Genomic DNA, 19,492 nt, shown 5'->3' with positions numbered 1-19,492 from the left:
GTGAGTACGTGAGTAAGGGCCCGGTGGACTTGGTCGCCGGGCCCTTCTCGTTGCGCCTCTTACCTAGAACGTGCCCAGCTTGATGATCGACAGAATCGCCAGCAGCTGGATCGTCGACGCGCCCAGCGCCTTCGGCCACGGCAGGTCGTGGGACTTGCTGACCATCGTCGTGAGCAGCGCGCCCGCCGCGATCCACGTCGCCCAGCCGAGCAGCTGGACGAAGGGCTGGCCGCCGCCGAGGAACATCGCCACGATCACGCGGGGCGCGTCCGTCAGCGACATGATCAGCATGGAGAGGCCGACCGTCGGCTGCCACGCGCCGTTGCCGCCGAGCTGGCGGGCGAGGGTGTGCGTGACCACGCCCAGGATGAACGCGCTGATGGTGATCGCGACGCCCGTGGTGAGGACGAACGGGACCGCCGAGGACAGCGTCGCGTTGATCGCGTCCTCGCGGGCCTCGTCGAAGCCGAAGATCGCCAGCGTGCCGTAGAGGAACGTGACGATGAGGGCGGGGGCCCACATCGCGTAGTCCCGCATCTGGAAGAAGGTGGGGCCGGGGCGCAGTACGACGCCGCGGAGCAGGTCCTTCCAGTGCAGGCGCGGGCCCACGGGGGCGGCGCTCGCCTGGCCCGCGCGGTACGTGTCGCCTTGCGTGTACGGGTCCTCGCCGATGGAGAAGGCCTGCGTGTGCCCGGGGTTGTTGGCCGCGTACGGGTCGTAGCCGCCCTGGGGGGCGCCGTGGCCGTGGTCGTCGGGGCCGCCGAAGTACTCCGGCTCGCCGTGGTTGCCGGCGCCGCCGCCCGCCTGGGGCCACTGCTGGTTGCCGCCACCGCCACCGTAGGGCCGGCCGCCGCCACCGTGCGGTGCGCCGCCCCCGTACTGCGGGGCCGACGGCACAGGCGGGTAGCCGTACGGCTGCTGCCCTCCCTGCTGCGGGGCCTGCTGTCCGTACGGCTGCTGCCGCGGTTGTTGGTGCGGTTGCGGTTGTTGTTGCGGTCGCGGGGCGCGGTTGTCCCGGCCGCGTCCGATCCTGAATCCAGCCACGAATCGAACGTACCTGGTCTGCGGGGGTGGGGTCGTCCCTCCTCGGGAGGAGACGCGGCTTTGCGGCCGACCTGTGACAACCCCTAGGGGTTCCCGGAAGGGTGTTCCCGCACGGGTGTGCCTGGGAGGGTATGCCTGGAAGGGTGCTCCCGTACGGGCAGATCTAGCGCGCCAGCGACGCCCCGTACGTCAGCGGGCCCGAAGAAGTCGGCAGCCCCAGCGAGTTCGGGGTGACGACCGAGGCGCCTGTCGTGCCGGTCGCGAGGTGGGGGAGGTTCCACACGCCGCCCGCCGACGCGTTCTCACCCGGCGCGGCGGCCGAGAGGTCCGGGCTGCCGTCGCCGTTGTGGTCCGCGAAGGCGAGCGCCGCGCCGAACAGGTCGCCCGCCTCGGCGCCGCCGGGGACGCCGGGGGAGTTCTGCTGGTACGAGACCGCGCCGACGGCCTGCCCGTCCTCCGTGAGGATGCCGTTCGCGCCGCCCTTCAGGACGGTGACGGCACCCGCGCGGGCCGCGCTGCCGATGGCCTCGCCCGGGGCGCCCGCGATCAGGTCGTCCTTGCCGTCACCGTCGATGTCCGCGGCCGCGAGCGCGTTGCCGAAGTCGTCACCCTTTTCGGCGACACCCGGAACGCCGGGGGTGTCCTGGTTGAGGGTCTGGCCCTCCCATACGAGTCCGTCGCCGTCCCCGTAGTGGATGTGGGTGCCGCCGCCCTCGGCGAGCTCCTCGGGGCCGCACGGGTCGTCGATGTTCTCGTCGGCGATCTCGCGGCAGTTGCCGAGGGCGAGGTCGGTGTGGCCGTCGCCGTTGAAGTCGCCCGCGGCCAGCGCGTTCGCCGCGCTGTTGTCGCTGCTCCAGGTCAGGTCGAAGGCGTCGGGGACCTCGTCGTTCTTGTCGTAGCGGTAGAGCTGGACGTGGGACTGCGTGCGGGTGGCGCTCTGCTCGTAGTACGCGACGGCCAGCTCGGGGAGGCCGTCGGAGTCGAAGTCGCCGGTCGTGAGGACGGGGGCGCGGCCGCCCATGCGGCGGGCCAGGCCGGGCGAGGTGTCGGCAGCGTACGGGTTGCCGTTGAAGACGACCTGGTCCTTGCCGCCGATCGCCAGGTCGACGTCCGTGTCGCCGGTGAAGTCGGCGGCGGTCAGCGCGTTTCCGTACGCGTCGCCGGTCTTCGCGCCCCGGGCCGCCGTGTTGGCCAGCGCGAAGCCGTCGCCCGTCCCGTAGAGGACGGTGACGGAACCCGCGTCGGTCTTGGCGTCGATGTCCTCGCCGGGGGCGCCGATGACCAGGTCGGCGTACTTGTCGTCGTCTATGTACGCGGTGGTGACCGCCGCGCCGAAGCGGTCGCCGGCCTCCGGCGTGCCGGGTACCTCGACCGTGGCCTGCGTGATGCGCCGCACGTTGCTCGACCCCGGGCCGCCCGGGCCGCCGAAGACGACGCTCACGTATCCCGCCTTCGCCTTGCCGTCGACGGTTCCGCCGGGCACGCCCACGGCGAGGTCCGCGTATCCGTTGCCGTCGAAGTCGGCCTTCAGCGGGGCGGACGGGGCGGGTGGGGCGGCGGGGGCTGCGGTGGCGGCGGTCGTGAGGGGGAGGGTGAGGCCGGTCGCGGCCAGGACGGTCGCCGCGGCCAAGGCGAGGGTGCGGGGACGTGGGTGCGTGGCTGAGCGCATGAGGGCTCCAACTCTGCGGGTAGCGGTCAAGGGGGTCGCTGGGGTCGCTGGGGTCGCCGGGGACACAGGGGTCGCTGGGGTCGCCGGGGACACAGGGGTCGCAGGGGTCGTGTGCGTCACGGCGCCTGCACCGACGCCCAGTTCGTGTCCGACATCGTGGGCAGACCGACCTCGCCCGCCATCACGTCGTACGACGTGCCGAGGCTCAGGCCCGTCGCCGTGCCCCGGAACACCCAGATGCCGCCCGTGTCACGGTTGGCGCCGGCGGGCGCCTCGCCCGGTGTGCCGACGACGAGTTCGGGGCGGCCGTCCTTGCTGAGGTCGGCGAAGTGGACCGTCGTGCCGAAGCGGTCGGCCTTCTCGGCGGTGCCGGGGACGCCCGCCGAGCTCTGGGAGAGGGAGAACGAGCGTGCGCCGGTGGGGCCTTGGGGGCCGCCGGGGACGACGACGACCGTGCCCGCGTCCCCCGCCGAACCGAGGTTCTCGCCGGGCGTGCCGACGGCGATGTCGCCGTATCCGTCGTGGTCGATGTCGGCCACCGCGACGTCGGTGCCGAAGGAGTCGCCGGACTCGGCGGCGCCGGGGACCCCGGGCGTGGACTGGTTGATCAGGATGGGCCGGGCCGCGGGGTCGATGCCCCGCGCGCTGCCCGGCCAGATCGCGATCTGCCCGCCCTTGTGGCCGGTGCCGGGCTGCGGGGTGCCGTCGACCTCCATGTCGCCCGGGTCGCCGATGACGAGGTCGCCGAAGCCGTCGCCGTTGACGTCACCGACGGTGGCGTTGTCGCCGTCGGTGGGCAGCGGGCGGTTGCCGCTCGCGGCCGGGTTCACGTACACGGCGCCCTCGGGGAGGTCGGACATCCCCACGGTGATGGCCACCGTGTCGGCGTAGCCGTTGCCGTCGAGGTCGCCGAGGACCGTGTCGTCCACGGAGCCGGTGCCCATCGCGCTCGTGGAGGCGGAGGCGGGCTTGCCCGCCCTGGTGAAGGGGCCGGTCAGACTGCGGGTCGCGCACCATCCGGCGACGGATACCGCGCTCCGGGCGCGTCCGGACGCCTGCACGGCCGCGAGCCCCACGCCGTAGATGCAGCCCGCGTCGCCGTACCTGCCCCCGGGAGTGGGCAGCAGCGCACCGGACTTGAGGCCCTGGGCGCCGCCCCACAGCACGGTGACGCTGCCGCGGTCCCTCGCGTCGCCGACGTCCTCGTAGGGAGTTCCGACCAGCAGATCGGCGTACCCGTCCGCGTCGAGGTCCGCGACGGCCACGGTCTGGCCGAACCGGTCGTACGACTCCGCGGCCCCCGTCACCCCCGAGGAGGCCTGCGAGATCAGCTGCTTCTTCGCGGCGCGCGGGCCCGACGCCGAGCCGTACAGGACGACGACGGCGCCCGCCTCGGCCTTGCCGGAGATCTTGGCGTCGGGCGCCGCCACGACGACGTCGCGGTACCCGTCGCCGTTGAAGTCGCCCGCGAGGCGGGAGGGCGCGGCGGCCGCGGTCGTGGTGGGGAGGGCGAGCAGGCCGGTCGCCGTCAGGGACGCGGCGAGGAGGAGGACGCGGGTGCGCACGGGGGCTCCGGGAGGAAAGGGAGGGGTAGGGGCGGCCGGGCCCGCACCGGCGGTGCGGGCCCGGTGATCAGCGGTAGGGGTGACCTGTAGGGGTCAGTCGGCGAAGTTCATGCCGAGGCGCGGCGTACCCGTCGCCGAGATCCCCACCGTCGACGTGTAGACGCCCGACGAACCGGCGAGGGTGCCGTCCTGCTTGCTGATCAGGGGGTAGAACGCGCCGTTCGTGCCGTTCTCCCCGTACGAGCCGACCGTGACGTCGCCCCGGCCGTCGCCGTTCAGGTCGTCGACGTGGACGTCCGAGCCGAAGAAGTCGTGCGTCTCGTTGGAGTTGGGGACGCCCGGCGTGTTCTGGTCGAGGAAGACCGCGCCGTCCGTGGAGAGGCCCGAGCCGTCCGCCTTGCCGTAGATGACGGTGACCGCGCCCGCGTCCTTGACGCCGTCGAGGTCCTCGCCCGCCGCACCCACGACCAGATCGAGGTGGCCGTCGCCGTTGATGTCGCCGAGGTCGAGCTCGTTGCCGAACGAGTCCCCCTTCTCGCCCGCGCCCGGGACGCCCGCCGTGTCCTGGGTGAAGACCTGCGTCTCGCCGTACGGGCCGTTCGCCGCGCCGTGGGCGACGTACACCGTGCCGCCCTTGTTCGCGCCGTCGATGCCGTCGTCCCACTCGAGACCGATGACGATGTCGCCGTAGCCGTCGTTGTCCGTGTCGCCGACGTCGGTGATGATGCCGCCGGGCAGCCGCTGCTGGTTGGTGGTCTTGAGTCCGTCGGGGGTGCCGGGGACCCACAGGTTGGCGTTGTAGCTGTCGCCGGTGGAGTAGCCGTCGACGATGAGGTCTTCCCTCTTGTCGCCGTTCACGTCGCCGGAGTGCAGGTTGAAGGGGCCCGCGCCCTCGCCGCTCTGGATGGCGGGCTTGATCGTGTAGTGGCGGCTGCCGGTGCCCGTGGAGCGGGAGATCTTGCCGTTCACGACGTCGATGGTGGCCGCGCCGGACCGGGCGCCGATGGCGAGGTCGGTGCCGCCGTCGCCGTCGAAGTCGCCGGCCTCGATGGGCGCGGCGAAGAAGTCGTGGCCGCCGGGGCGGGGGTCCTTGAGCGTGGTGCCGCCGGACAGGCCGTTCGCGGAGCCCCACAGGATCTGGGCGGTGCCGCCGTCCGTGTCGCTGCCGACGTCCTCGCCGGGCGCGCCGATCGCGAGGTCGTCGTAGCCGTCGCGGTCGAAGTCGCCGTACGCGGTGTCGTAGCCGAAGAGGTCGCCGGTCTCGGCGGAGCCGGGGACGCCCGCGCTGTTCTGGCTGAAGGTCTTGTGGCGCAGCGTCGAGCCGCCGTACGTGACGGTGACCTGACCCGCGGACTCCTTGCCCGAGACGTGGGCGTCGGGCGCGGAGGTGGCGAGGTCGGCGACGCCGTCGCCGTTGAAGTCGGCCTCGTGCGAGGGCAGCGGCTCGGCCGGGGCGGCGGAGGCGGTGGCTCCCGTGGCGGCGAGCAGTCCACCGGTCAGCGCGGCCGTGGCGGCCGTCGCGGCGGCGAGCCGCGTACGTCTGGAGCGGCCGGTGGTGGAGGTGCGCTTGTGCTTGGCCATGCGGTTCTCCTGCAGCGTGCGGGGATGCCTGGCGGGCATCCGCAGTCGATGTCCATGGGGTGCGTCGGGCGTGACGTGTTTGCCGGGCGTTGGCCCGGGCGTCATGCCGCGGTCGGCGAAGGAGAGACCGATGGTGGGGGGCAAGGGTTGTACGGGGGCGCCGAGTTGTCTCACTCCTCGGTCGCCGGACGGGCGGGGCGGAGATTCCAGCCCGTCCGGCGTTTGAGGACGAACCCGGCGAAGCCGGTGATTCGACGGTGTGGAGTCTGACTGCGGCGGGTGGCCGACGGCGCCCGCCTACCGCTGCCTACCGCCCGAGAACCATCCCGTACTCCCGTGCCCCCGCGAGCCCCAGCTTGCCCGGCGTCACGGACGTGACCGCCGGGCGCGGGCCGCCGTCCTTCGGGCTCGGGGCGTACCAGACGCCGCCCTTCAGGCCGTCCTCGCCGGGCGCGCCCACCGTGACGTCGGGGAGGGAGTCGCCGTTGTAGTCGCCGGTCGCGACGGACTCGCCGAAGTGGTCGTCCGCCTCCGCCGTGCCCGCGACGCCCGCCGTGTTCTGGCTGAAGGCGGGGCCCGTGAAGGGCTTGCCCGCGCCGGACGAGGCGAGGGTCCAGTACGTACCGGCGTTCTTGACCGTTCCGACGGCCTCCGCGTCGGCGCCGACGATCAGCTCGTCGCCGCCCTTCCGGTCGAGGTCGCCGACGGCGAGGTGCGCGCCGAAGTTGTCGTCGGCCTCCGCCGTGCCGCCGACCTCGGGCGAGGCCTGGGTCGTGCACGCGGTGCCGCCGTCGCCGAGGGCGCCGTCCTTCTTGCCGTAGACGCTGAGGACCGCGCCGCCGAGCCGGTCCGCGCAGGTGGTCTGCTCGGTCTCGGGGTTGGGCTGTACGTTGCCGACGGCGAGGTCGGTCGTGCCGTCCCCGTCGAAGTCGCCGGCCGCGAGCGACGTGTTCGTGCGGTCGGACGTGTGCCACGTCTCCTTCCACTCGCCCGACGCGCGGTTCATGACCGTCGTACCGCTGATCTCCATGCCGTTGTACGAGACGGCCAGGTCGTCGCCGCCGTCGCCGTCGAAGTCACCGCTCGCGAGGGCGGTGGAGCCCGCGAAGTGCCAGCCGATGACCCGTTCGAGCGTGGCGGGCGAGCCGGTGGTGAACGGTCCCGGCCGCACCCGCACGGAACTGGACTCGTCGAAGTGGGCGTTGAAGGCGATGTCCTTGTCGCCGTCCTTGTCGAAGTCGCCGGTGGCGAGCTGCGCCCCGTACTGCGAACTGTCGAAGTTCCCGTTGGCCGCGGTGAAGCCGCCCTTGAAGCCGTTCGCACCGCCCCAGACGACGGCGACGGTACCGACGCTCATGCCCACCGTGGTGTCCTCGTCGGGCGCGCCGACGATCAGGTCGCTGTAGCCGTCGCCGTTCATGTCGTCCGACGCGACGGCGAACCCGAACGCGTCGCCCGCCTCCGCGGTGCCGGGCACGCCGGCCGTGGCCTGGCTGACGGTCGTCGACCCGTGCTTGCCGAGGCCGGACGCGCCGCCCCAGACGACGTTGACGTATCCGGCCTTGGCCTTGCCGTCCACGGTGGCACTGGGCACGCCGACGGCGAGGTCCACGTAGCCGTCGCCGTTGTAGTCGCCGCGGATCTTCGAGGGGGCGTCGACGCGGGCATCGGCGGAGGCGTCGGCGGGGCCGGCCGCGGCGGCGTTGCCCGCGGTCAGGCCGGTGACGGCGAGGGCGGTGGCGGCGCAGAGCGCGGCCGCGCCGAGGAGGTGGTTACGGGCGTGCGTAGGCATGATGGGGTCCCCCAACGTGGTTCTGAGATGAGCAAGTTGCTGTAGTGGTGCTCGAAGGTGCAGTTCAGCGCAGTTCAGCGCAGTGCGCGCCCGAACCCCGCCCCCGGGCCGTCGGCCCCGAAGTCCGTGCCGTTGAACGAGGCCGCGGAGGACGTGGTCAGGCCCGTCGACGTGCCGCGCAGGACCCATACGGCGCCGACGTCCCGCGTCGTGCCGATGTCCTCGCCGAGCGCGCCGGTGGCCAGGTCGGCCCTGCCGTTCTTGTTGATGTCCTTGAGGCGTACGGACGTACCGAAGCGGTCGCCCTCCTCGGCGACGCCGGGCACGCCCGCCGTCTCCTGGTGCCAGGCGCGACCCGAGGAGTAGGCGCCACGCACCGACGTGAGCAGGGTGACGCTGCCGCTTCCGGCCACCCCGTCGACCGTCTCGCCGGGGGCGCCCACCGCGAGGTCCGCGAGGCCGTCGCCGGTGACGTCGCCCGCGGAGACGGCGGCGCCGAAGCCGTCTCCCGCCTCGTCCGCGCCCGGCACGCCCGCGCTGTCCTGGTTGTACGTCACCGGGGCGCCGAACTTGCCGTCGCCGCCGCGGCGCACGGTGACCGAACCGCCCCTGCCGCCCGCCGTGTCGCGGGAGTTGCCGGTGATGAGGTCGTCGTAGCCATCGCCGTCGACGTCACCCGCGGTGGCCGCGTCGCGCGTCGCCGTCGGGTCGCCGCCCTCGGCGAGGATCTCGGCGCGGTAGCCGTAGTCGCCGACGCCGCCGTTCATGTGCGCGGTCCAGGCGCCGCCGTCCGCGCGTTCACCGGACAGGACGAAGCCGACACCTTCCTTGTACTTGAAGGTGCCGGCGACCATGCCGTCCAGGCGGACGCCTTCGGGTATGAAGTCGACCTCCAGGCCGTGCACGCGCCCGTTCTCGCCCGCGCCGGAGTAGAAGTACCAGTTGTCGCCGCTTATGACGGCCAGCTGGGGCGAGCCGTCGTAGTCCAGGTCGGTCCAGACGGCGGCCTCGCCGAAGCGGCCCGAGGTGTCGGCGGGGGAGTTCAGGGCGCGGCCGCCGGAGGTGAAGGGGTTCCCGCCGCCGTAGACGATGGAGACGGAGCCGGACGGCTTGCCCTCGACCTGCTCGCCGGGTGCGCCGACGATCAGGTCCGCGAAGCCGTCGCCGTTCACGTCGCCGCTGGTCACGTTCTCGCCGAACTCGTCGCCCGGCTCGGTGACTCCGGGCACGCCCGCGGTGTTCTGGGTGACGGTGACGGAACGGCGCTCGGACACTCCGGCGGCCGAACCGAACGTCACGGTGACGGAGTTGGAGTCGGGAGATCCGATGGCGAGGTCGCGGTAGCCGTCACCGTTGAAGTCGTCCTTCAGGGTGGAGGCGGCGCTCGCCGTACCGGCCATGGGCAGCGCCAGCCCTGCCGCGGCGAGGGCCGCGACGGTGGCGGTGACGGCCAGGTTTCTTACGCGCACGTGGGTCTCCCGTGGGGTGGGCCTTGGGATGGGCCTTGGGGCGAGCCTTTGGGTATGGCTTCCAGGGGGTGTGACACGTGAGGCGTATGAAGGGTTGTGTGGGGGGAGTTGTGCGGTTGCCGTGAGGTGAACGGCAGTTGGTCACTCCCCGCTCAGGGTGAGGAAGTCCGCCGTGGAGAACGTGATCCTCGGCTCGCGCGCCACGAGGTCTCCCGGGCGGCCCGGGTAGACGTCCACGACGTCCTGGCTGTCCCCCCGGTGCGTACGCACGACCAGGTCGGCCCGCTTGTCGCCGTCGAAGTCCGCGACCTGAAGGACTTCGGTCGTGCCCTTGCCCGGCGGCTCGATCAGCGCGGTGGCGTTGGGCGCCAGGTCCGACGTACGGCCCCGGAAGACCCGCACGTCCCACGCGCCGCCTCCGGACCCGCTCGCCGCGCCGCTCAGCACGAGCTCGCTCAGGCCGTCGCCGTCGAGGTCCCCCGTGTCGACGGCCATGTCCTTGGCCTCCATGGAGCCGCGCAGGGTGCCTGGCACGTCGTAGCGCAGGGCGACGCCCTTGGGCGACGCGATCGCCGCGTCTGTGCCCTTCCCCTCGCCGAAGCGGCCGAAGGTGATGTCCTTGCCCGCGGGGAAGAGCACGCCGGTCTCGTCGGGGCCCTGGGGGCCGCCCATGACGAGGGCGCTCCTGGCTGCGCCCTTCGCGTCGGCAGCCTTGCGGACGAGTACGTCGTCGTAACCGTCGCCGTCGACGTCCGTGGCCTCGCCGGTCACCAGGCTGTTGCCGGGCGCGGTGACGGGCTTGCCCGCCGCGCGCGGGGCGCCGCTCCGCTTGAACGGGCCGCGCAGGTACGTGAGCCGGGCGCCGCTCGCGTGCAGTACGAGGTCGTTGGCGCCGTCCCCGTCGAAGTCGCCGCAGACCGGCTGGTCCGGCCAGTCGTTGCCGAAACGTGCCTGCGCGGGCACGTCGAGCTTCACGGCCTTGCCGGTGAGGCCCTTCGGCGAGCCGAAGAGGATCTGCAGCGGTACGGGGGGCTGCCCCTGCCCGTCGTAGGGCGGATCTGTCGACACGACGAGGTCGCTGAAGCCGTCCTCGTCGAGGTCGCAGGAGGCCTCGGCGTCGAAGGCGGCGGGCAGCCGGCCCTTCGTACGGGCGCCGTTGGTGTGCGCGCTCACGAGTTGCCGCGCGCCGGGGGTGAGTCCGCGCTTGCCCCGCGTGCCGCCGTACACGATCCCGATGCCCGCGTCGTCGCCGTGGTCGGGGTGCACGAGATCGTCGAGTACGAGGTCACGGGCGCCGTCGCCGTTGAAGTCGTCGTCGACCTTGCTGCCCTTGCCGGGCGGTATGGGCTGCTGCGCCGCGCTCTTGCCCGCCATGCTGACGGGCCGGTGTTTGTCGGCGCCGGGCTTCGCGTCGCCGTCGCCGTCGCCGCCTCCGCAGCCTGCGAGGAGCAGTGCGCAGCTCACGACGGCGGCCACTCCGGCGGACCGACCGGGTCGCATGCCCCGTTTCGCGCCCCGCACCCCGGCACTCCGCATGCCTCTCACCCATCCCGAACGCCACAGTCGACAACAACCAGCCCATGATGCTCCTGTGCCCTTCGCGGGAGGAGCCCGGGAGGGTCCCGTTTCCATCACGTCCAGTGCCGTGGGAGGGGTGGGCGGCGGGGACTTCGGTGGGTCTGCGCCGGATGGTTGCCGGGGCCGCCCGGACTTTTGCGGAGTGTGGCGGTTCCGGGCCGGCAGTAAAGGGCGCTCCGCTGCGCTGCGCGTCGGCTTCGCCGATTCCGCTGCGCTTCACCCTTGACTACCGCCCCTCCACCGCGACTTGAACTTGACCCGGACGGCCAGGGGTGGGGCCGACGGGGACGGTTGCTCGGGTCATTCCCTTTCGCTGCCGGGTGCGGACCGGCCCAACGTGAGCGGACGTCACCGTCCGGCGGCGGCCTCCCCGCTCGGGCCATCGGCTCGCGCTGCCGGGTGCGGCCCGGCCCAACGCGAGTCGCCCTCACGGTTCGGGGCGGGTCGGCCGCTTTCGTTGCCGGGTGCGGCCCGGCTCATCGTGGGTGGGAGTGAGGGTGGATCTGCCGGTGGGCTGCCTGGGCTTTGCCCTCCGGCACCTACTTTCGGAAAGTTGCGAAGCGACTCACCGCGCGCCCCCTCGGCGGAGCGAATGCGCCCCCGGTGGGCGAGTCGGGCCGCCCCTTCCGGCACCTACTTTCGGAAAGTTGCGAATCGGTTGGCCGCGCGCCCCCTCGGCAGGACGAATGCGCCCCTCTGGCGGTCGAGCCGGGCCGCCCCCTCCGGCACCTACTTCGGGAAAGTTGCGAATGCCTTCGCCGCGCGCCCCCTCGCAGGATCGAGTGCGCCCCTTGGTGTGCCCGTTTGCTGTGTCCGGTGCGCTTGATAGGTGGGGGGGCGAGGAGGCGCGCGGGGTGCGGGAGGGGGCGCGCGCCGGGTCGGTTCACAACTTTCCGAAAGTAGGTGCCGGAGGGGGGTGGGGAAGCGGCGGTCCTACGGTCGGTCCCGCATGATCCCCCCGGGTCCACGGCGTGCCGACCCTCGCCGCCCCTCACCCCAGGCCCCGGGCACCGCCCCACCCCCCACCCATCTCACACATCCGACCCGGCGAACTGGCATGGCGGGGGCGCATCCATGCCACCGAGGGGGTGCGCGGCTAACCGATTCACAACTTTCCCGAAGTAGGTGCCCGGGCCCGCCCCACACAGTGAACCGGCATAGCGGCAGGGGCGCATTTGGTCTGCCGAGGGGGGGCGCACGACTACGGCATTCACAACTTTCCCGAAGTAGGTGCCGGAGCCCGCCTCCCACACAGCGAACCGGCATGGCGGCAGGGGCGCGTTTGGTCTGCCGAGGGGGCGCGCGGCGACTCCATTCGCAACTTTTCAGAAGTAGGTGCCGGAGGGCGCGGCCCCCTGACCGGACACGGCACATCGACCATGCCACGCGCTCACGATGAGCCGGTCCGCACCCGGCGACGAGAGCGGATGACCCGACCCGAACCATGACCACCGCTTGCGTTGGGCCGGGCCGCACCCGGCCACGCGAGGGGATGGCCCGAGCGGCGGGGCCGCGCCCCGGACGGTGACGTGCGCTCACGTTGAGACGGGCCGCACCCGGCCACGTGAGGGGATGACCCATCCCAGCCGTCCCCGTCGGCCCCACCCCTGGCCGTCCGGGTCATGGTCAAGTCGCGGTGGAGGGACGGTAGTCAAGGGTGGAGCGAAGCGGAATCGGCGAAGCCGACGCGTAGCGCAGCGGAGCGCCCTTTACTGCCGGCCCGGAACCGCCACACTCCGCAAAACCCCGGGCGGCCCCGGTGACCATCCGGCGCGGGCCCCGAAGTCGCCGCCTCGGTCACTTGCGGATCACGGCCGGCTGCGTGGCGTGCGATATCAGGGCGGAGAGGGCGGCGGGGGTGAGGGTGAGCACGCGGTCGGGTTCGTCGCTCTCGCGTAGCAGCAACGCGTCTCGCCGAAGCGTGAGTTCGAGGCAGTCCGCACCGTCGGTGCCGTTGGAGTACGAGGATTTCTGCCACTGCGGCATGGCTTACAGCTCCTTGACCAAGTGCAGGATGAACTCTCGTGTCTTGGCCGCGTCAAGGGAAAGGGACTCGGCTTTGCTGAAGATCCTCCGCAACCTGCGAAGTTGCGAGGCCTCGTGTACGAAGAACGGCCCGTTGGGAGTGTCCATCTGAACCGTGTCCAATGCTGCTACCGGTCCCGCTGCGTACAGCATCCCCGCGCCGCCGCCTCCGAAGCCGTCCACGTCCAGGGGAATCATCCGCACTGTGACGTGCGGGAGTTCCGACAGGCGGAGAACGTGGTCGAGCTGGGCGCGTGCGACGCGTCTGTCCGCGACGCGGGTGCGTAGGACCGCCTCGTGCATGATCGCGGTGTACGGCACCGCTTCCGCGCGGTTGAGTACGGCCGCACGTCGCATGCGGTGTTCCGCCCTCAGACGCACTGCGTCCTCGTCGAGGTCAGGACGCCAGTACGTGAAGACTGCTCGCGCGTATTCCTCGGTTTGGAACAGCCCCGGCACGTGAGAGGTGCCGATCACTGTCATGCGGTGCGCGTGATGATCGAGCTCGGCCAGGTTCGCGAAGGCGGGCCCCAGGACTTCCCGGTACTCCTCCCACCACCCCCGTGTCCGATCAGTCGCCACGTTCACCAGCGCGTCGATCAACTGCCCGTCCGTACAGCCGTAATTCGCTGCCATTTTTCGCAATCGCGCCTCGCTCACGCCCGTGACCCCGGACTCGATCTGGCTCATCGTCACGGGCACGGCACCCAGTAGGCGGGCCGCCTCGCGCGCTGTCAGTCCGGCCGCCTCGCGCATCTTGCGCAACTCGCAACCGAGCCGCTCCTGCCGCGCTGTGGGCTGCTTCCGTGGCACTCGTATCTCACCCTTCCCGCAACGCGCGTCACGGATCCGGCAGTTGGTCACTCCGTTGGGTGACCAGACTACGACGACCGGTTGCGCGAGACTAACCTTAGTCTCTACCGTCAGTGACGCGTCGCACACGCTGAGGTCCCGGACCAACGGAAGCGCACCGCACCGCCATGCCATGGCCGCTGCGCCACAGCCACCGCCAGGAGACCGCCGCGTCAGGCCAGACATCCGTACTGAACAACGGAGTTCACCGATGCCGGAAACCGTGACCGAGACCTGGGCCTACACCCTCACCATCCCCAACGACCCCCTCGCCGTCCCCGTGAGCCGCCACACCCTCCGCCTCATCCTTAAGGCACACGGCCTGCCCCACTTCGCGGAAGCCGCCGAGCTCGTCGCCACCGAGCTGATCGCCAACGCCGTGCAGCACACCAAGGGCCCCGCCGCCCTGCGCATGCAGTGGGCGGGGGCGGTGCTCCGCATCGGGGTGTGGGACACCGACCCCACGCCTCCGTCCCCGGCCCGGGGGACCACCGGGTGGGACGAGACGGCGGGCAGAGGGCTCGGGATCGTACGGGAATGTGCTGACGGGTGGGGGTGGTGCGCGCGGGAGCGGGAGGACGAAAACCGCCGCGGCAAGCTCGTGTGGTGCGAGCTGACGGGCGCCGTGGCCGCCGCCTGAAACGCGAAGACCCCGCCCCCTCCGGAAGGAGGGAACGGGGTCGGGCGACGGAGCCGGTTACTTCACCGGCTCCGGCTCCGGCGCGTCCTCCGACTCCGCCTCGTCCGCCGGGTCCGCCGGCGTCTTGACCGAGTCGAGCAGGAGCTGCGCGACGTCCACGACCTGGAGGGACTCCTTGGCCTGGCCGTCGTTCTTCTTGCCGTTGACGGAGTCGGTCAGCATGACCAGGCAGAAGGGGCAGGCGGTGGAGACGATGTCCGGGTTCAAGGACAGCGCCTCGTCCACCCGCTCCGTGTTGATGCGCTTGCCGATCCGCTCCTCCATCCACATGCGCGCACCACCGGCACCGCAGCAGAAGCCGCGCTCCTTGTGACGGTGCATCTCCTCGTTGCGGAGGCCGGGGACCTTGCCGATGATCTCGCGCGGAGGCGTGTAGATCTTGTTGTGGCGGCCCAGGTAGCACGGGTCGTGGTAGGTGATGAGACCCTCGACCGGCGTCACCGGGATCAGCTTGCCCTCGTCGATGAGGTGCTGGAGCAGCTGCGTGTGGTGGATGACTTCGTAGTCGCCGCCGAGCTGCGGGTACTCGTTGCCGAGCGTGTTGAGGCAGTGCGGGCAGGTGGCGACGATCTTCTTCGCCGTCTTCGGCTTCTTCGTCGACTCGTCTTCGTCGTCCTCGCCGAACGCCATGTTCAGCGTCGCGACGTTCTCCTGCCCGAGCTGCTGGAACAGCGGCTCGTTGCCCAGGCGGCGGGCCGAGTCACCCGTGCACTTCTCGTCGCCACCCATGATCGCGAACTTGACGCCCGCGATGTGGAGCAGCTCGGCGAAGGCCTTCGTCGTCTTCTTGGCGCGGTCCTCCAGGGCGCCGGCGCAGCCGACCCAGTACAGGTACTCGACCTCGGTGAGGTCCTCGATGTCCTTGCCGACGACCGGCACCTCGAAGTCGACTTCCTTCGTCCACTCCAGGCGCTGCTTCTTGGCGAGGCCCCAGGGGTTGCCCTTCTTCTCCAGGTTCTTGAGCATCGTGCCCGCCTCGGAGGGGAAGGCCGACTCGATCATCACCTGGTAGCGGCGCATGTCGACGATGTGGTCGATGTGCTCGATGTCGACCGGGCACTGCTCGACGCAGGCGCCGCACGTGGTGCAGGACCACAGGACGTCGGGGTCGATGACGCCGTTCTCCTCGACCGTGCCGATGAGGGGGCGCTCGGCCTCCGCGAGGGCGGCCGCGGGCACGTCCTTCAGGGCCTCGGCAGAAGCCTTCTCCTCGCCCTCCATGGTCTTGCCGCCGCCCGCGAGCAGGTACGGCGCCTTGGCGTGCGCGTGGTCCCGCAGCGACATGATGAGGAGCTTCGGGGAGAGCGGCTTGCCCGTGTTCCACGCGGGGCACTGCGACTGGCAGCGGCCGCACTCGGTGCAGGTGGAGAAGTCGAGGATGCCCTTCCAGCTGAACTGCTCGACCTGGGAGACGCCGAAGACGTCGTCCTCGCCCGGGTCCTCCCAGTCGATCGGCTTGCCGCCGGACGTCATGGGCTGCAGCTCGCCGAGCGCCGTGCCGCCGTCGGCCTCGCGCTTGAACCAGATGTTCGGGAAGGCGAGGAAGCGGTGCCAGGCCACGCCCATGTTGGTGTTCAGGCTGACCACGATCATCCAGATGAAGGAGGTCGCGATCTTCAGCCCGGCGAAGAAGTACGTGAGGTTCTGGAGGGTGGAGAGGTCCATCCCCGCGAACCAGGAGACGAACGGGTACGAGATGAAGAACGACGCCTCGTAGCTGTCCACGTGGTGCTGGGCACCTTCGAGGGCGTGCAGCGTGAAGATGCAGACGCCGACGATGAGGATGACGGTCTCGACGAAGTACGCCTGGCCGGTCTTGGAGCCCGCGAAGCGGGACTTGCGGCCCGGCCTGTCGGGGCGGTTCAGCTGCCGGATGACGATCAGCGTGAGGATGCCGAGCACGGTCATCGTGCCGATGAACTCGACGAACATGTTGTACGGCGCCCAGTCGCCGATGATCGGCAGCATCCAGTCGGCCTTGAAGAGCTGGCCGATGGCGTTGACGATCGTCAGCAGCAGCGAGAAGAAGCCCACCGCCACGAACCAGTGCGCGAAGCCGACGATGCCCCACTTGTTCATGCGCGTGTGGCCGAGGAATTCCTTGACCACGGTGAGGGTGCGCTGCCAGGGGTTGTCGGTCCTGAGTCCGGCGGGCACGGGCTGGCCGAGTCGCACGAACTTGTAGATCTGCACGATGGCACGGCCGAACAGCGCGACGCCGACCGCGATTAGGACCAGCGACACGATGATCGCGGCGAGTTGCATTTGGGGGCTCCTCGGGCCTGCGAGGCGAACTATTACTAAGCGGTAACTTATGCAGTCCGTCTGAGACTACCCACTTACTCCGCCGCACTGTAGCCAGCAAGGCGGTGATCTGCGTCGCTCAGGCAACCCTTCGCGCGTACGGAGGGGCGCCGGGCGCGGTGGTGCTGCCAGGGGCGCGGGGAACTGCGCGACCAGCCACGACGCACCCGCAGTCAAGCAACCCACCCCCGGAAGGGGTCCTACCTGCGCGTAAGTGCCGGATAAGAGTTGAGTGCCCTCGACTCACATCTGTTGACGCCAGCGCAGCGCTCATGCATGCTTGAGTCAGATCCACTCAAGAAGTACATCTGGAGGAACCGAAATGGCACGTGCGGTCGGCATCGACCTGGGCACGACTAACTCCGTCGTCAGCGTTCTCGAAGGCGGCGAGCCCACCGTCATCACCAACGCCGAAGGCGCCAGGACCACGCCGTCCGTCGTCGCCTTCGCGAAGAACGGCGAGGTGCTCGTCGGCGAGGTCGCCAAGCGCCAGGCGGTCACGAACGTCGACAGGACCATCCGGTCGGTCAAGCGCCACATGGGCACCGACTGGAAGGTGGACATCGACGACAAGGGGTTCAACCCCCAGCAGATCTCGGCGTTCATCCTCCAGAAGCTCAAGCGCGACGCGGAGTCGTACCTGGGCGAGAAGGTGGCCGACGCGGTCATCACCGTCCCGGCGTACTTCAACGACTCGGAGCGCCAGGCCACCAAGGAGGCCGGCGAGATCGCGGGCCTGAACGTCCTGCGCATCGTCAACGAGCCGACGGCCGCCGCCCTGGCGTACGGCCTCGACAAGGACGACCAGACGATCCTCGTCTTCGACCTCGGTGGCGGCACCTTCGACGTCTCGCTCCTCGAGATCGGCGACGGCGTCGTCGAGGTGAAGGCCACGAACGGCGACAACCACCTCGGTGGTGACGACTGGGACCAGCGCGTCGTCGACTACCTGGTCAAGCAGTTCAACAACGGCCACGGCGTGGACCTCTCCAAGGACAAGATGGCGCTCCAGCGCCTGCGCGAGGCGGCCGAGAAGGCCAAGATCGAGCTGTCCTCCTCCACGGAGACCACGATCAACCTGCCCTACATCACGGCGTCCGCCGAGGGCCCGCTGCACCTGGACGAGAAGCTCACGCGCGCCCAGTTCCAGCAGCTCACGTCCGACCTCCTGGAGCGCTGCAAGACGCCGTTCCACAACGTCATCAAGGACGCGGGCATCCAGCTCTCCGAGATCGACCACGTCGTTCTCGTCGGTGGCTCCACCCGCATGCCCGCCGTCGCCGAGCTCGTCAAGGAGCTCACCGGCGGCAAGGACGCCAACAAGGGTGTGAACCCGGACGAGGTCGTCGCCATCGGCGCCTCGCTCCAGGCCGGTGTCCTCAAGGGTGAGGTCAAGGACGTCCTGCTCCTCGACGTGACCCCGCTGTCCCTCGGCATCGAGACCAAGGGCGGCATCATGACGAAGCTCATCGAGCGGAACACGACGATCCCGACCAAGCGGTCGGAGATCTTCACCACCGCCGAGGACAACCAGCCGTCCGTGCAGATCCAGGTCTACCAGGGCGAGCGCGAGATCGCGGCGTACAACAAGAAGCTCGGGATGTTCGAGCTGACGGGCCTGCCGCCGGCCCCGCGCGGTGTCCCGCAGATCGAGGTCTCCTTCGACATCGACGCCAACGGCATCATGCACGTGACCGCGAAGGACCTGGGCACGGGCAAGGAGCAGAAGATGACCGTCACCGGTGGCTCCTCGCTGCCGAAGGACGAGGTCAACCGGATGCGCGAAGAGGCCGAGAAGTACGCGGACGAGGACCACGCCCGCCGCGAGGCCGCCGAGTCCCGCAACCAGGGCGAGCAGCTCGTCTACCAGACCGAGAAGTTCCTCAAGGACAACGAGGAAAAGGTCCCCGGTGACGTGAAGACCGAGGTCGAGGAAGCCGTCAACGAGCTGAAGGAGAAGCTCAAGGGCGAGGACACGGCCGAGATCCGCACCGCCACCGAGAAGGTCGCCGCCGTCTCGCAGAAGCTGGGCCAGGCCATGTACGCCGACGCCCAGGGCGCGCAGGCCGCGGGCGGTCCCGAGGGCGCCGCCCCGGGTGCCGACCAGGCCAAGGAGGACGACGGAGTCGTCGACGCCGAGATCGTCGACGACGAGAAGCCCGGTGACGCGAAGGGCGGCGCCGCCTGATGACCGAGGAGACCCCGGGCTTCGGCGAGAACGCCGAGAAGCCTGACGTCCCCTCCGGCGCCACCCCTGATGACGCGGCGCCGAAGGCCGCCGAGCCCTCCACCGAGGAGGGCCCGGCGGCCCCGGCCGGGGACGCAGCAGCGAACAAGACGTCCGCACAGGACGCCCAGGACGTCGGCCTGACCGCCCAGCTGGACCAGGTGCGCACCGCGCTCAACGAGCGCACCGCGGACCTCCAGCGGCTGCAGGCCGAGTACCAGAACTACCGGCGTCGTGTGGAGCGGGACAAGGTGACGGTGAAGGAGATCGCCTCGGCGAACCTCCTCTCCGAGCTCCTCCCCACCCTCGACGACATCGGCCGCGCCCGTGAGCACGGCGAGCTGGTGGGCGGCTTCAAGTCGGTCGCCGAGTCGCTCGAGACGGTCGTCGCCAAGCTGGGCCTTCAGCAGTTCGGCAAGGAGGGCGAGCCCTTCGACCCGACGATCCACGAAGCCCTGATGCACAGCTACGCGCCGGACGTCACCGAGACGACCTGCGTCGCGATCCTGCAGCCCGGGTATCGCATCGGCGAGCGCACCATCCGCCCCGCGCGGGTGGCCGTCGCCGAGCCGCAGCCCGGCGCGCAGACCGTCAAGGGCGAGGAGTCGGCCGACTCCGCTCCCGACGCGGCGGCGGCGGACGAGAAGGAGACCGGTGGCCCGGACGAGGGCTGACGGTCACGACAT

At 70.9% G+C, this 19,492-nt stretch carries 13 protein-coding genes; 3 read left to right on the top strand and 10 right to left on the bottom strand.

Features of this window, described 5'->3' with window-relative positions; genetic code table 11:
* Positions 1-63: 63 nt before the first annotated feature.
* From DEJ48_RS18700 to DEJ48_RS18660, 9 genes are all read right to left on the bottom strand, one after another.
* The gene (locus tag DEJ48_RS18700) at positions 64-1,044 is read right to left on the bottom strand and encodes a Yip1 family protein (RefSeq protein WP_150217299.1); all 981 of its coding nucleotides are present in this window, start codon (positions 1,042-1,044) and stop codon (positions 64-66) included.
* 163 nt (positions 1,045-1,207) lie between these two features.
* Positions 1,208-2,713: an FG-GAP and VCBS repeat-containing protein gene (locus DEJ48_RS18695; protein WP_150217298.1), complete on the bottom strand. Its 1,506-nt coding sequence runs from the start codon at positions 2,711-2,713 to the stop codon at positions 1,208-1,210.
* A gap of 116 nt (positions 2,714-2,829) precedes the next feature.
* Complete coding sequence (locus DEJ48_RS18690; protein ID WP_150217297.1) at positions 2,830-4,278, bottom strand: FG-GAP-like repeat-containing protein; 1,449 nt, start codon at positions 4,276-4,278, stop codon at positions 2,830-2,832.
* Between the two features lie 93 nt (positions 4,279-4,371).
* Positions 4,372-5,859, bottom strand: a complete 1,488-nt coding sequence (locus tag DEJ48_RS18685; protein WP_150217296.1) for an FG-GAP repeat protein — start codon at positions 5,857-5,859, stop codon at positions 4,372-4,374.
* A 307-nt stretch (positions 5,860-6,166) separates the two neighbouring features.
* Positions 6,167-7,651, bottom strand: coding sequence for an FG-GAP and VCBS repeat-containing protein (locus DEJ48_RS18680; protein WP_150217295.1), 1,485 nt, complete (start codon positions 7,649-7,651; stop codon positions 6,167-6,169).
* A 74-nt stretch (positions 7,652-7,725) separates the two neighbouring features.
* On the bottom strand, positions 7,726-9,120 hold the full coding sequence (locus DEJ48_RS18675; RefSeq protein ID WP_150217294.1) for an FG-GAP and VCBS repeat-containing protein: 1,395 nt from the start codon (positions 9,118-9,120) through the stop codon (positions 7,726-7,728).
* Positions 9,121-9,261: 141 nt separating this feature from the next.
* Positions 9,262-10,620: an FG-GAP repeat domain-containing protein gene (locus DEJ48_RS18670; protein ID WP_150217293.1), complete on the bottom strand. Its 1,359-nt coding sequence runs from the start codon at positions 10,618-10,620 to the stop codon at positions 9,262-9,264.
* A 1,875-nt stretch (positions 10,621-12,495) separates the two neighbouring features.
* Positions 12,496-12,684 (bottom strand): DUF397 domain-containing protein, encoded by a 189-nt coding sequence (locus tag DEJ48_RS18665; RefSeq protein WP_150217292.1) that lies wholly within the window; start codon positions 12,682-12,684, stop codon positions 12,496-12,498.
* 3 nt (positions 12,685-12,687) lie between these two features.
* A complete protein-coding gene (locus tag DEJ48_RS18660) occupies positions 12,688-13,536 on the bottom strand; it encodes a helix-turn-helix transcriptional regulator (protein WP_223832096.1) in 849 nt (282 codons plus the stop codon).
* 250 nt (positions 13,537-13,786) lie between these two features.
* Between DEJ48_RS18660 and DEJ48_RS18655 the strand changes: the two genes are divergently transcribed.
* Positions 13,787-14,215 carry an ATP-binding protein gene (locus tag DEJ48_RS18655; RefSeq protein ID WP_150217290.1) on the top strand — a complete coding sequence of 143 codons (429 nt, stop codon included), beginning with the start codon at positions 13,787-13,789 and terminating at the stop codon, positions 14,213-14,215.
* A 57-nt stretch (positions 14,216-14,272) separates the two neighbouring features.
* Here DEJ48_RS18655 and DEJ48_RS18650 read toward each other — a convergent pair whose 3' ends face one another.
* Positions 14,273-16,540 (bottom strand): (Fe-S)-binding protein, encoded by a 2,268-nt coding sequence (locus tag DEJ48_RS18650; RefSeq protein ID WP_150217289.1) that lies wholly within the window; start codon positions 16,538-16,540, stop codon positions 14,273-14,275.
* 361 nt (positions 16,541-16,901) lie between these two features.
* Between DEJ48_RS18650 and dnaK the strand changes: the two genes are divergently transcribed.
* Entirely contained in the window at positions 16,902-18,767 is a 1,866-nt protein-coding gene (dnaK, locus tag DEJ48_RS18645) for a molecular chaperone DnaK (protein WP_150170157.1), read from the top strand.
* Positions 18,767-19,480, top strand: a complete 714-nt coding sequence (gene grpE / locus DEJ48_RS18640) for a nucleotide exchange factor GrpE (RefSeq protein ID WP_150217288.1) — start codon at positions 18,767-18,769, stop codon at positions 19,478-19,480. Before dnaK ends, grpE begins: the two co-directional genes overlap by 1 nt.
* The last annotated feature ends 12 nt before the right edge of the window (positions 19,481-19,492 follow it).

This window comes from Streptomyces venezuelae, from assembly GCF_008642315.1.
Lineage (GTDB): Bacteria > Actinomycetota > Actinomycetes > Streptomycetales > Streptomycetaceae > Streptomyces > Streptomyces venezuelae_D.
This window is presented reverse-complemented; position numbering and strand designations above follow the sequence as displayed.